The organism is Bradyrhizobium sp. CB1717 (assembly GCF_029714325.1).
GTDB lineage: Bacteria > Pseudomonadota > Alphaproteobacteria > Rhizobiales > Xanthobacteraceae > Bradyrhizobium.
On record NZ_CP121666.1, the window covers coordinates 4,774,233 to 4,786,773 of the forward strand.

Here is a 12,541-nt window from a genome sequence, read left to right on the forward strand (position 1 = left end):
CGGCCACGTTGCAGTGCGGCATAATGAAAGTCGTGCCATGCCGCCGCGGTGCTTTCCAAGGGCGTTTGACTTGGGTTAGAGAGGGCTGAAGTTTTCTCTGACCCGGAATTCCCATGGCCGCACCCAAGAAAGCCGCCGCAGGCGCTGCACAGGACAAGACCGACGGCGCATCGCCCCCGGAATTCACCAGGGAGCAGGAGCTCAAGGCGCTCCGCGAGATGCTCCTGATCCGGCGGTTCGAGGAAAAGGCCGGCCAGCTCTACGGCATGGGTGCGATCGGCGGTTTCTGCCATCTCTATATCGGCCAGGAGGCCGTGGTGGTCGGCATGCAGATGGCCCTCAAGGAGGGCGATCAGGTCATCACCGGCTATCGCGATCACGGCCATATGCTTGCCACCGGCATGGACGCCAACGGCGTCATGGCCGAGCTCACGGGCCGCCGCGGCGGCTATTCCAAGGGCAAGGGCGGCTCCATGCACATGTTCAGCAAGGAGAAGCACTTTTACGGCGGCCACGGTATCGTCGGCGCCCAGGTCTCGCTCGGCACGGGCCTCGCCTTCGCCAATCACTATCGCGGCAACGGCAATGTCAGCGTCACCTATTTCGGCGACGGCGCGGCCAACCAGGGCCAGGTCTATGAGAGCTTCAACATGGCGGAGCTCTGGAAGCTGCCGGTGATCTTCGTCATCGAGAACAACCGCTACGCCATGGGCACCTCGGTCTCGCGCGCCTCGGCGCAGCAGGATTTCTCGAAGCGTGGTGCGTCCTTCAACATCCCCGGCAAGCAGGTCGACGGCATGGACGTTCGCGCCGTCAAGGCGGCGGGCGAGGAAGCGGCGGAATGGTGCCGCGCCGGCAAGGGCCCCTTCATCCTTGAGATGCAGACCTACCGCTATCGCGGCCATTCGATGTCCGACCCGGCAAAATATCGCACGCGCGAGGAGGTCGAGAAGGTCCGTCACGATCAGGACCCGATCGAGCAGGTGCGCAATCGCCTGCTGGCGGCCAAGGCGAGCGAGGCCGATCTCAAGGCGATCGACGCCGAGGTGCGCGACATCGTCAATGCGTCCGCCGACTTTGCCCAGCATGATCCCGAGCCGGATGCCGCCGAGCTCTGGACCGACGTTTACCGCTGAACGCGCGCAAGCTTTCTTTTGGAGTCGATATGCCAATTCAAGTGCTGATGCCCGCGTTGTCGCCCACGATGGAAAAGGGCAACCTCGCCAAGTGGCTGAAAAAAGAGGGCGAGACGATCAAGTCGGGCGATGTGATCGCCGAGATCGAGACCGACAAGGCGACCATGGAGGTCGAAGCGACCGACGAGGGTACGCTCGGCAAGATCCTGATCCCCGAGGGCACCGCCGACGTCGCGGTGAACACGCCGATCGCGACCATTCTCGCCGACGGCGAGAGCGCGGCCGATCTTGCCAAAGCGCCTGCGCCGGCCGCGAAGGCTGCGGAGTCCGCGCCGCCTGCGGCAGCAAAAGCCGAGGCACCCGCGCCCAAGGCTGCGCCTGCGCCGCAAGCCGTCGCCGAGCCCGATCCGGAAGTGCCCGCCGGCACCGAGATGGTGACGCAGACCATCCGTGAAGCCTTGCGCGACGCCATGGCCGAAGAGATGCGCCGCGACGCCGACGTGTTCGTGATGGGCGAAGAGGTCGCTGAATATCAGGGCGCCTACAAGGTCACCCAGGGCCTCCTTCAGGAATTTGGCGCCAAGCGCGTCATCGACACCCCGATCACCGAGCACGGCTTTGCCGGCGTCGGCGTCGGCGCCGCCATGACCGGCCTGAAGCCGATCGTCGAGTTCATGACCTTCAACTTCGCCATGCAGGCGATCGACCAGATCATCAACTCCGCGGCCAAGACGCTCTACATGTCCGGTGGCCAGATGGGCTGCTCGATCGTGTTCCGCGGGCCGAACGGCGCCGCTGCGCGCGTCGCCGCCCAGCACAGTCAGGACTATTCGGCCTGGTACTCGAACATTCCGGGTCTCAAGGTTGTCGCGCCGTTCTCGGCCGCCGACTACAAGGGCCTGCTCAAGGCCGCGATCCGCGATCCCAATCCGGTGATCTTCCTCGAGAACGAGGTGCTCTACGGCCACACCGGCGAAGTGCCCAAGCTCGATGATTTCATCATCCCGATCGGCAAGGCGCGCATCGTGCGCTCCGGCAGCCATGTCACCATCATCTCCTGGTCGAACGGCATGACCTATGCGCTCAAGGCCGCCGACGAACTCGCCAAGGACGGCATCGAGGCCGAGGTGATCGATCTGCGCACGCTGCGTCCGATGGACACCGAGACCATCATCAACTCCGTGAAGAAAACGGGCCGTGCCGTCACGGTGGAAGAGGGCTGGGCTCAGAGCGGCGTCGGCGCCGAGATCGCCGCGCGCATCATGGAAAACGCGTTTGACTACCTGGACGCGCCGGTCGCACGCGTCTCCGGCAAGGACGTGCCGATGCCCTATGCCGCCAACCTGGAGAAGCTCGCGCTGCCCTCGGCGGCGGAAGTCGTCGAGGCCGCCAAAGCCGTCTGCTACAGGTAGACCATGGCGGGCCCCAAGGAGCAGCCACTGCCGCCCGACGTCATGACCCGCGACGACGCGGTCGAGATCCTGCGCGTGTTCGTGCTGGACGGCGGGCTGTCGATGGCGTTCCAGCGCGCCTTCGAGGAACCCGACATGTGGGGCCTGCTGCTCGTCGATCTCGCCCGCCACGCCGCGCGCGCCTATGCGCGCGAGAGCGAATATACCGAGGAGGATGCGCTGAACCGGATCCTCGACATGTTCCAGGCCGAGATCGAGCGTCCCACGGACACCGGCACCACGACGCCGCGCGGGAAGGGACACTGACCGTGGCGATCGAAGCCCATCATTACGATTTCATGCTCGAGGCGATCCGCGAGGCCGAGGCTTCGATCGCGCAGGGCGGCCTGCCGATCGGCGCCGTGCTGACGCGCGGCAATGAGATCATCGCCCGCGGCCACAACAACCGCGTGCAGGAGAACAACGTCATCCTGCACGGCGAGATGAGCTGCCTGCGCGAGGCCGGCGCGATCACGTTCCACGACACCGTCATGTACACCACGCTGTCCCCTTGCTCGATGTGCGCCGGCGCGCTCGCGCTGTTCAAGGTCAAGCTGGTGGTGATCGGGGAGTCCGTCACTTTCCCGGGCTCCAAGGACATCCTCGACAAGTTCGGCATCCCCTGGATCGATCTTGCCGACGACCGTTCCATCACCATGATGAAAAATTGGCGTTCCATCCCTGCCAATGAGCGCCTCTGGCAGGGCGACATCGGCAACTAAACCTGGTCTGTTCGTCTCCGCTGTCGGGGACGACGTTTTGCAAAGTTCTTCTTGAGGTCAGCATGCCCATCAACATCCTGATGCCCGCTCTCTCACCGACGATGGAGAAGGGCAACCTCGCCAAGTGGCTGAAGAAGGAAGGCGACAAGGTCAAATCCGGCGACGTCATCGCCGAGATCGAGACCGACAAGGCGACCATGGAGGTCGAGGCCATCGACGAGGGCACGATCGCCAAGATCCTGGTGCCCGAGGGGACACAGGACGTCCCGGTCAACGACGTGATCGCGGTGCTCGCCGGCGAGGGCGAGGACGTGAAGGCCGCGGGTAGCGCCAAGCCCAGCGCCTCGGCCGCGCCTCCGAAGGCTGCTGAAGCTCCTGCCGCTGCTCCGGCGCCCGCACCTGCTGCGCCCAAGGCCGCTCCGCCGCCTGCTGCCGCACCTGCGCCGCAGGCGGCAGCGCCGGCTGCGCAGAGCAACGGCCATGGCGGTCGCGTGTTCTCGTCGCCGCTGGCGCGCCGTCTCGCCAAGGATGCCGGCATCGACGTGGCGATGGTGACGGGCACCGGTCCGCATGGCCGCGTGGTCGCGCGCGACGTCGAGCAGGCCAAGTCCGGCAAGGGCCTCAAGGCGCCCGCCGCGGCGCCGTCAGGCGCGCCCTCGATCGCGCCGACCATGTCGGACAAGCAGATCCTGTCGCTGTTCGAGCCCGGCTCCTACGAGGTCGTCCCGCACGACGGCATGCGCCGCACGATTGCGCAGCGCCTGACCGCGTCGATCCAGAACGTCCCGCACTTCTACCTCACCATCGACTGCGATATCGGCAAGCTGCTCGCCGCGCGCGAGGAGATCAATGCGGCTGCTCCCAAGGACAAGGAGAAGAAGCCGCTCTACAAGATCTCGGTCAACGATTTCGTCATCAAGGCGATGGCGGTCGCACTGCAGAAGATCCCGAACTGCAACGTGAGCTGGACCGAGAGCGGCATGGTCAAGCACCACCATTCCGACGTCGGCGTTGCCGTGGCGATGCCCGGCGGCCTGATCACGCCGATCATCCGGAAAGCGGAGACCAAGACGCTCTCGACCATCTCCAACGAGATGAAGGATTTTGCCGCGCGCGCCCGCTCGCGCAAGCTGAAGCCGGAAGAGTATCAGGGCGGCACCACCGCGGTGTCCAACCTCGGCATGTTCGGCATCAAGGACTTCACCGCCGTGATCAACCCGCCGCATGCGACGATCCTCGCGGTCGGCACCTCGGAGGAGCGTCCGGTGGTGCGCGGCGGCAAGATCGAGATCGCAACGATCATGAGCGTGACCTTGTCCTGCGATCACCGCGCCATCGACGGCGCGCTCGGCGCCGAGTTGATCGGCGCCTTCAAGCAGCTGATCGAAAACCCCGTCATGATGATGGTCTGAGATGGCGCATGACGTCGCGCTGGCCCTGGATCTCGATGCTGATTTCGCTGATCCTCACGCTCAGCCCGCATGGCCGCGAGATCATTGAGGCCGCCTTCTTTGCCGGCGAGGCGTTGTCGCGCAACATCTGGGCGCCGATCGCGCTCACCATCTTCGCCATCATGGCGGTGGTCATTCTCATCGAATGGCTGATCAGAACCTGGATCTTCAAACGCCGCGCCCGCGGCGCAACGACCGCTTGAGTTGAATGGGAGCCGCCATGGCCGATACATCCTTCGACGTCATCATCATCGGCTCCGGTCCCGGCGGCTATGTCACCGCGATCCGCGCCGCCCAGCTCGGCTTCAAGGTTGCGATCGTCGAAAAATCCTATCTCGGCGGCATCTGCCTGAACTGGGGCTGCATTCCGACCAAGGCGCTGCTGCGCTCGGCCGAGATCTATCACTACATGCAGCACGCCAAGGATTACGGCCTGTCGGCCGAGAAGGTCTCGTTCGATCCGAAGGCCGTGGTGCAGCGCTCGCGGGGCGTCTCGAAGCGGCTGAACGACGGCGTCGGCTTCCTGATGAAGAAGAACAAGGTCAGCGTGATCTGGGGCGCGGCCTCCATCGACGCGCCCGGCAAAGTCACCGTGAAGAAGTCCGATGTCGAGGGCCCGAAGGGCGCGCTGGGCGAGGGCACTTACCAGGCCAAGCACATCATCGTCGCGACCGGCGCGCGGCCGCGCGTGCTGCCCGGCCTCGAGCCTGACAAGAAGCTGATCTGGACCTATTTCGAGGCGATGGTGCCGGAGCGGATGCCGAAGTCGCTGCTGGTGGTCGGCTCCGGCGCGATCGGCATCGAATTCGCATCGTTCTTCCACACGATGGGAAGCGACGTCACCGTGGTCGAGGTGCTGCCGCAGATCCTGCCCGTCGAGGACGCCGAGATCGCAGCACTGGCGCGCAAGCGGTTCGAGAAGATGGGCCTCAAGATCATGTCCTCGACCAAGGTGACCAAGCTCGAGAAGAAGGCCGACAGCGTCGTCGCCACCATCGACGACGGCAAGGGCAAGCCCGTCACCACCGAGTTCGAGCGCGTGATCTCGGCGGTCGGCGTCGTCGGCAATATCGAGAATCTCGGCCTCGAAAAGTTAGGGGTGAAGACCGACCGCGGGTGCATCGTGATCGACGGCTACGGCAAGACCAATGTCCCCGGCATCTACGCCATCGGCGACGTCGCCGGCCCGCCGATGCTCGCGCACAAGGCCGAGCATGAGGGCGTGATCTGCGTCGAGGCAATCAAGGGCCTGCATCCGCATCCCATGGACAAGAACATGATCCCGGGCTGCACCTATTGCCAGCCGCAAGTGGCCTCCGTCGGCCTGACCGAAGCCAAGGCCAAGGAGAACGGCCGCGAGATCCGCGTCGGCCGATTCCCCTTCGTCGGCAACGGCAAGGCGATCGCGCTCGGCGAGGACCAGGGCCTGGTCAAGGTCATCTTCGACAAGAAGACCGGCCAGCTGCTCGGCGCCCACATGGTCGGCGCCGAGGTCACCGAGCTGATCCAGGGCTACGTCGTCGCGATGAATCTGGAGACGACGGAAGAAGAGCTGATGCACACGGTGTTCCCGCATCCGACCCTGTCGGAGATGATGAAGGAAGCCGTGCTGGACGCGTATGGACGGGTGTTGAATATTTGATGGACGAGCGCGTCGCCCGCCGCCGTCATTGCGAGCGAAGCGAAGCAATCCAGACTGCCTCTGCGGAAAGATTCTGGATTGCTTCGCTGCGCTCGCAATGACGAACAGAGAGAGCCGTCTGCAAAATAAGAAGGAAATCACCCCATGCACGACAACGACAACCTCACCATCGAACGCCCGACCTTCGTCACCCATCTCGAATGCGCGATGGAGGGCGACCATTACGCCGCTGACCAGGTCCACAACCTCTCCAAGGCCGGCAAGCCGCTTCTGGTCCGCTACGACCTCGCGGGCGTGAAGAAGGCGCTGACCAAGGACGCGCTGAGCCAACGTCCCGGTGACATGTGGCGCTACCGCGAGCTGCTGCCGGTGCGCAAATGCCAGGACATCGTCTCGCTCGGCGAAGTCACGACGCCGCTGATCCGGCTGCCGAAGCTCGGGAAGAAGCTCGGCGGCGGCGAGATCATCGTGAAGGACGAGGGACGCCTGCCGACCGGCTCGTTCAAGGCGCGCGGCCTCGTGATGGCAGTGTCGATGGGCAAGGCGCTCGGCATCAAGCACATGGCGATGCCGACCAACGGCAATGCCGGCGCGGCGCTCGCCGCTTACGCCACCTCCTGCGGCATCAAGACCACGATCTTCTGCCCGGCCGATACGCCGGAAGTGAATGTCAGCGAGATCGAGCTCCAGGGCGCGACCGTCTACCGCGTCAACGGCTATATCGACGATTGCGGCAAGATCGTCGGCGAGGGGAAGGCAAAGGTCGGCTGGTTCGACACCTCGACGCTGAAGGAGCCATATCGCATCGAGGGCAAGAAGACGATGGGCCTCGAGCTCGCCGAGCAGCTCGGCTGGGACGTGCCCGACGTGATCTTCTATCCGACCGGCGGCGGCACCGGCCTGATCGGCATGTGGAAGGCGTTCGATGAGCTCGAGAAGATCGGCTTCATCGGAAGCAAGCGCCCGCGAATGGTCGCGGTGCAGGCCTCGGGCTGCGCACCGATGGTGCGGGCTTACGAGGCCGGCACCGAGCACGCCACGCGCTGGGAGGACGCCCACACCATCGCGTCCGGCATCCGCGTGCCGCAGGCGATCGGCGATTTTCTCATTCTGCGCGCCGTGCGCGAGAGCAAGGGCTTTGCCATCGCCGTGGATGACGACAAGATCTCCGCCGCCCTGAACGAGGTCGCGCGCGAGGAGGGGCTCTTGCTGTGTCCCGAGGGCGCCGCAACCTACGCCGCCTACAAGGAGAGCCTCGCCGACGGCCGCGTCAGCAAGACTGATCGCGTGATGCTGTTCAACTGCGCGACCGGCCTGAAATACCCGCTGCCGCCGGTCACCCGCACGCTCGATCGCCACAAGCCGATCGACTACGCGCAGTTCTAAGCAAGACCAATAAGCCGGAGTGCGATCATCGCGCTCCGGCGCGTCATTTGGCCTCTTCACGATCGATCCCTCTTCCCGTACGCGGGAGGGCGCAAAAATAACAATCACATCGCTGGGGAGAACACAATGAAGAAGGCCGTCTGCGCCGGGCTGATAGGTATTCTCGCTTTTGCAGGCGCCGCGCGCGCCGACGACTATCCTTCGCGCCCCATCACCATCATCGTTCCCTTCGCAGCCGGCGGTCCGTCGGATGCGATGGCGCGCGTGCTCGCCGAGCGGATGCGGACCTCGCTGGGCCAGCCCCTGGTGATCGAGAACGTCACCGGCGCAGGCGGCTCGATCGGCGTCGGCCGCGCCGTGCAATCGCCGCCCGACGGCTACACCATCTCCTTCGGCCATCTCGGCACCCATGTCGCCAACGGCGCCGTCTACAAGCTCAGCTACGATCTCGTCACCGACCTCGAACCCGTGGTGCTGCTGCCGAGCAACCCGATGATCGTGGTCAGCAAGAACGCGGTGCCCGCGACCTCGCTGAAAGAGCTGATCGAATGGCTGAAGTCGCGGCCGTCGCCGCCGACCGCCGGCACGGCCGGTGCAGGCTCCGGCAGCCACATCGCCGGCGTCTATTTCGAGAGCGTTTCCGGCATCAAGCTGCAATACGTCCCGTACCGCGGCACCGCGCCTGCGCTGAACGATCTGATCGCCGGCCAGATCGATATCATCGTCGACCAGACCTCCAACTCCATCAACCAGGTCCGCGCCGGCACCATCCGCGCCTACGCCATCACCGACAACAAGCGCCTCGCATCCGCGCCCGATATCCCGACCGCGGAGGAGGCGGGCCTGAAAGGCTTCAACATGACGCTGTGGTCGGGCATGTGGGTGCCGAAGGGCACGCCGAAGGCGATCGTGACGAAACTGAATGCGGCAGCCGTGGAGGCGTTGAACGATCCCGGCGTGAAGAAGCAGCTCGAAAGCCAGGGCCTGGAGATGACGCCGCAGGACCAGCTCACGCCGGAGGCGCTTGGTGCGCGGCAAAAGGCCGAGATCGCAAAGTGGTGGCCGATCATCAAGGCGGCCAATATCAAGGTGGATTGAGCGCCTCGCTGTGGCCGCAGCGCGCAGTGCTTGCCCTGAGGAGCGGCGGGACGCGGCGCCGCGTCACATCGTGGCGTCACCGGCGTCCGAAAGTGCCGTCTCCAGGCACTCGATCAGGGCTCGTGTTGAAAACGGCTTGGCGAGAAAGCCGATCGCGCCGGCCTTCAGCGCGCGGTCGCGCACGGCCTCGTCGGGAAAAGCCGTCATGAAGATGAAGGGCGTGATGCGCCCGAGGCCACGCATATGCGTCAACAGCTCGACACCGCTCATGGCCGCCATCTGCACGTCCGCGATCACGCAGGAGGTCGCCTCCAGTTCGGCGGATTGGAGAAATTCGTGAGCGGAGCCAAAGGTGTAGACCGTGTACCCGCGCGACGTCAGGAGGTTGTTCGTCGCAAGGCGAACGGAGGCATCATCATCAATGACGGAAATGATCGAAGGCACTGACAAGATGATCGCTCCTGAACGGGGAGCCGCCGGCCGCGGTTCAGCCGCCTCAGGGAAAGTGGGCCACCGGAGCGAGCTTGGAAAGCATACTTAGGTTTGCAGGTGACCCCTGTTGCGCGGGATTCCGAGCGCGTCCGTCATTCTGACGAGATCGGCCAACGATTTCGCCCCCATTTTCCGCATGATCTGCCCTCGATAGATCTTTACGGTAATTTCGGCTAATCCGAGTTCGGCGGCAACCTGCTTGTTCATCAGGCCGGATGCAACCAGAGCGAGGACGTCGCGCTCGCGTGCCGTCAGCCCCTCGAAACGGGATCGCACGCCCGAGATGGACTTCTCGGCATCGCGCCGCTTGCGATCCCGTTCGATCGCCGCTTGCACCGCATCCAGCATGTCCTGGTCGCGCACCGGCTTGGTCAGGAAATCGACGGCACCGCTTTTCATGGCTCTCACGGTCATGGGGATATCGCCGTGACCGGTGATGAAGATGATGGGCGTGTGAATATTGGCCTTGGCGAGGTCGGCCTGGAGGTCGAGGCCGCTCGCGCCTGGCAGGCGGATGTCGAGCACGAGGCAACTGGGGACCGCAGGCGGTTTGGCTTCCAGGATCTCCGCCGCCGAGCTGAAGGCTTCGACCTTGAGGCCGACCGATTGAAAAAGATTGGTCAGCGCACGGCGCATCGACGGATCGTCATCGACGATAAGGACGATCGGTTCACCGGCGCTCCCCTCGGCCTGCTTGGCATGGTCAGTCACGACATGTCCTTGTGTGGCAAGGGCAAGGGCAGGGCGATCTGGAATGTTGCACCGCGCCCCTCGTTTTGAAAGGCCGAAAGCCGGCCCGCGTGAGCCTCGATGATCGATCGGCAGATCGAGAGTCCCATTCCCAGGCCGCTCGATTTCGTCGTGAAGAAGGGAGTGAAGATGCGTTCCTTGACGTCTTTGGCGAGGCCGACGCCGCGGTCCGTCACGGTGAGGAGCAGGCGGTCGTCGTCGTCCGCCCGGCACGAGCGGATCGCCAGCTCGCGAGCACGATCGACATTGCCCTGCATGGCTTCAATGCCGTTCATCACCAGGTTGATCAGCACCTGCTGGAGCTGGATCCGGTCGCCGCAGATCCGGGGCAGGTCGGACGCCAGCTCCATGCGCACCGATACCGCGTGGGTCGCGAGCTCGCGCCGAACGAGCGCCACGGCCTCCCTGACGACCTGGTTGATGTCGAGCGGAACGACTTCGATCTCGGTCTTCTTCGCAAGCGCCCTGATACGGCGGATCACCTCGGTCGCCCGATTGGCGTCCTCGACAATCCATTCAGCGGACCGGCGCGCGGCTTTCAAATCGGCCGGTTCGCGGTCGAGCCAGGCGATGCAGGCGTCCGCATTGGAGATCACGGCGGCAAGAGGCTGGGTGATTTCGTGGGCAATCGAGGTGGTCAGCTCGCCGAGCGTCGTGACGCGCGTGACATGGGCGAGCTCGCCTTGCGCCTTGCGCAGCGCCTCTTCCGCCTGCTCGACGCGGATCGCCGCCGTGATGTCGCTGCTGACGCCGCGATAGCCGAGAAAATTACCTTGCGCATCATGGAAGGGCTTGCCGCTGGTGCGCACGTAGATTGGAGAGCCGTTACGATCCCTGCTGCGGTAGATCAGATCGCGGAACGGAACGCGGGCATCGAGCGCCGCGCGATGCTGCTCCCATTTCTCCGGCTCGAGCTCGGCATCGGGGGGGATGTCCCAGCGGGTCAGGCCGATCAAGCCCGTCGGCGGGGCGGTGGAGGTGTCGGCATGTTCCGATATCCGCGTGATGCGGTGGTCCGGGCCGGTCTCCCAGAACCAGTCCGATGCGGTTTCGGCATAGTCGCGGAATCGCTGCTCGGATGCCTTGAGCTCGTCGAACGCCTTGTGCAGCGCATCTTTTGCCGCGAACTGCTCGGTGACGTCCACGTGCGTGCCGATGATTTCCATCACCTCGCCGTCGTGGCCTATCACGGGGTGTCCTTCGGTATGGACGCGTCTGATCGAGCCGTCGGGGCGCGCAATCCGGAAGTCGATCTGGAAGGGCTGCTTCTGCCGAACCGCTTCGCGTTCCATCTCGACGATCCGCTGAAAGTCGTCCGGCAGAATACGTTGCTGAAAAGCCTTGGCCGGGACATCGATCTGGTCCGGCTCAAACCCGAACAGGCGGTAGAGTTCAGCCGATCGGTAGGCGAACTCCTGGCGACGAACGTCCCAGGACCAGCTGCTCGTATGGCTGAGGCGTTGAGCTTCACTCAAATAGGCTTCGCTGCGACGCAGCCTCTGTTCCGCTTCCTTGGCAACCGTGACATCGGTCACGGCCCCGACGAACTCGATGCGCCCGGATGGATGTCGCACCGCGCGCGCCACGGAATGGAGATATTTGACCGATCCGTCGGGCATCAGCAGGCGGTATTGGTGATCGAAATCCTCCGCCAGGCGGTAGGCCCGCTCCAGGGTGCTGCGGACCGTATCGCGATCTTCCGGATGAATGCGTTGAAAGACGAAGCGGAGGGTCGGCTTCCTCGCCGGGTCGCACTGGAAGATGCGAAAGGTCTCCCTCGACCAGACCGCCTCGCCGGTCGCGAAGTTCAGGCCGAAGCTGCCGGTGTGGCTCAATTCCTGGGCCTGGGCGAGGTAGGCCTCGCTCTGCCGCAATGCATCTTCGGTCTCCCTGCGCTGGGTGATGTTCTCGCAGGCGACCAGCAGGATCGGCGTGCCGTCACCGCGCAGCATCGCCTTGGCGTTTTCACGGACCCAGAGCACGGACCCGTCCTTCCGGAATTTGCGGATCTCCCAGGTGTGCGATTGGCCCACGGTCGTCAGGCACAAGGCGACGCATTGACGAACGAAGTCGTGGTCTTCCGCGAAGAAGACGTTCAGCACGGATTGGCCGATCAGCTCGTCCGTCGTGTAGCCCAGTTGTTCGGCGCCGAACGTATTGACGTTGAGTACCGTTCCGGCCGCATCGACCATGAAGTACATGACCGGATTGTGCTCGAACACCTCGCGCCATTGCTTCATGGCCTCACGCAGATCGGTGTTCTGCCGCGAGACCTCTGCGACCGCGGGTCCGTCCTTCTCGCCGTTGCCGAATGATCGAAGCGCCGCAAGGCCGCCGAGCAGGAATTGGGCGGCCGAATTCCCGATTTTCATGATCTGGCCAGGCATCATCGCAAGCGTCCCGGCTCGCCAGC

Annotated in this window: 12 protein-coding genes; 9 read left to right on the forward strand and 3 right to left on the reverse strand. The window is 64.4% G+C overall.

The annotated features are described in order from the left end of the window. Positions 1 to 113 precede the first annotated feature (113 nt). The 9 genes from pdhA (at position 114) to QA649_RS22785 (ending at position 8,886) form a co-directional block, all read left to right on the forward strand. Positions 114 to 1,136: a pyruvate dehydrogenase (acetyl-transferring) E1 component subunit alpha gene (gene pdhA, locus QA649_RS22745; protein WP_283019161.1), complete on the forward strand. Its 1,023-nt coding sequence runs from the start codon at positions 114 to 116 to the stop codon at positions 1,134 to 1,136. A gap of 29 nt (positions 1,137 to 1,165) precedes the next feature. Next, positions 1,166 to 2,548: a pyruvate dehydrogenase complex E1 component subunit beta gene (locus QA649_RS22750; protein ID WP_283019162.1), complete on the forward strand. Its 1,383-nt coding sequence runs from the start codon at positions 1,166 to 1,168 to the stop codon at positions 2,546 to 2,548. Positions 2,549 to 2,551: 3 nt separating this feature from the next. Continuing rightward, positions 2,552 to 2,854 carry a DUF5076 domain-containing protein gene (locus QA649_RS22755; RefSeq protein WP_008547332.1) on the forward strand — a complete coding sequence of 101 codons (303 nt, stop codon included), beginning with the start codon at positions 2,552 to 2,554 and terminating at the stop codon, positions 2,852 to 2,854. Between the two features lie 2 nt (positions 2,855 to 2,856). Continuing rightward, complete coding sequence (locus QA649_RS22760) at positions 2,857 to 3,309, forward strand: nucleoside deaminase (protein ID WP_283019163.1); 453 nt, start codon at positions 2,857 to 2,859, stop codon at positions 3,307 to 3,309. 62 nt (positions 3,310 to 3,371) lie between these two features. Continuing rightward, complete coding sequence (locus QA649_RS22765; protein ID WP_283019164.1) at positions 3,372 to 4,721, forward strand: pyruvate dehydrogenase complex dihydrolipoamide acetyltransferase; 1,350 nt, start codon at positions 3,372 to 3,374, stop codon at positions 4,719 to 4,721. An 8-nt stretch (positions 4,722 to 4,729) separates the two neighbouring features. Further along, positions 4,730 to 4,963: a hypothetical protein gene (locus QA649_RS22770; protein WP_283019165.1), complete on the forward strand. Its 234-nt coding sequence runs from the start codon at positions 4,730 to 4,732 to the stop codon at positions 4,961 to 4,963. 17 nt (positions 4,964 to 4,980) lie between these two features. After that, positions 4,981 to 6,402: a dihydrolipoyl dehydrogenase gene (lpdA, locus tag QA649_RS22775; RefSeq protein ID WP_283019166.1), complete on the forward strand. Its 1,422-nt coding sequence runs from the start codon at positions 4,981 to 4,983 to the stop codon at positions 6,400 to 6,402. Positions 6,403 to 6,546: 144 nt separating this feature from the next. Further along, positions 6,547 to 7,788 carry a threonine synthase gene (locus QA649_RS22780; protein ID WP_283019167.1) on the forward strand — a complete coding sequence of 414 codons (1,242 nt, stop codon included), beginning with the start codon at positions 6,547 to 6,549 and terminating at the stop codon, positions 7,786 to 7,788. A 126-nt stretch (positions 7,789 to 7,914) separates the two neighbouring features. Continuing rightward, positions 7,915 to 8,886: a tripartite tricarboxylate transporter substrate binding protein BugD gene (locus QA649_RS22785; RefSeq protein WP_283019168.1), complete on the forward strand. Its 972-nt coding sequence runs from the start codon at positions 7,915 to 7,917 to the stop codon at positions 8,884 to 8,886. A gap of 63 nt (positions 8,887 to 8,949) precedes the next feature. Here the strand turns inward: QA649_RS22785 and QA649_RS22790 are convergent, their stop codons facing one another. The 3 genes from QA649_RS22790 to QA649_RS22800 all read right to left on the reverse strand — a co-directional run bounded on the left by QA649_RS22790 (position 8,950) and on the right by QA649_RS22800 (position 12,518). Continuing rightward, on the reverse strand, positions 8,950 to 9,336 hold the full coding sequence (locus QA649_RS22790; RefSeq protein WP_260423934.1) for a response regulator: 387 nt from the start codon (positions 9,334 to 9,336) through the stop codon (positions 8,950 to 8,952). Between the two features lie 87 nt (positions 9,337 to 9,423). Then, positions 9,424 to 10,089 carry a response regulator transcription factor gene (locus QA649_RS22795; RefSeq protein WP_283019169.1) on the reverse strand — a complete coding sequence of 222 codons (666 nt, stop codon included), beginning with the start codon at positions 10,087 to 10,089 and terminating at the stop codon, positions 9,424 to 9,426. Beyond that, on the reverse strand, positions 10,086 to 12,518 hold the full coding sequence (locus tag QA649_RS22800) for a PAS domain S-box protein (RefSeq protein ID WP_283019170.1): 2,433 nt from the start codon (positions 12,516 to 12,518) through the stop codon (positions 10,086 to 10,088). Before QA649_RS22800 ends, QA649_RS22795 begins: the two co-directional genes overlap by 4 nt. Positions 12,519 to 12,541: the final 23 nt, after the last annotated feature.

Bases quoted from the DNA above. Each gene is read 5' to 3' on its own strand.
- pdhA (WP_283019161.1), top strand. From the start codon at position 114: ATGGCCGCACCCAAGAAAGCCGCCGCAGGCGCTGCACAGGACAAGACC.
- QA649_RS22750 (WP_283019162.1), top strand. From the start codon at position 1,166: ATGCCAATTCAAGTGCTGATGCCCGCGTTGTCGCCCACGATGGAAAAG.
- QA649_RS22755 (WP_008547332.1), top strand. From the start codon at position 2,552: ATGGCGGGCCCCAAGGAGCAGCCACTGCCGCCCGACGTCATGACCCGC.
- QA649_RS22765 (WP_283019164.1), top strand. From the start codon at position 3,372: ATGCCCATCAACATCCTGATGCCCGCTCTCTCACCGACGATGGAGAAG.
- QA649_RS22770 (WP_283019165.1), top strand. From the start codon at position 4,730: ATGACGTCGCGCTGGCCCTGGATCTCGATGCTGATTTCGCTGATCCTC.
- lpdA (WP_283019166.1), top strand. From the start codon at position 4,981: ATGGCCGATACATCCTTCGACGTCATCATCATCGGCTCCGGTCCCGGC.
- QA649_RS22780 (WP_283019167.1), top strand. From the start codon at position 6,547: ATGCACGACAACGACAACCTCACCATCGAACGCCCGACCTTCGTCACC.
- QA649_RS22785 (WP_283019168.1), top strand. From the start codon at position 7,915: ATGAAGAAGGCCGTCTGCGCCGGGCTGATAGGTATTCTCGCTTTTGCA.
- QA649_RS22800 (WP_283019170.1), bottom strand. From the start codon at position 12,518: ATGATGCCTGGCCAGATCATGAAAATCGGGAATTCGGCCGCCCAATTC.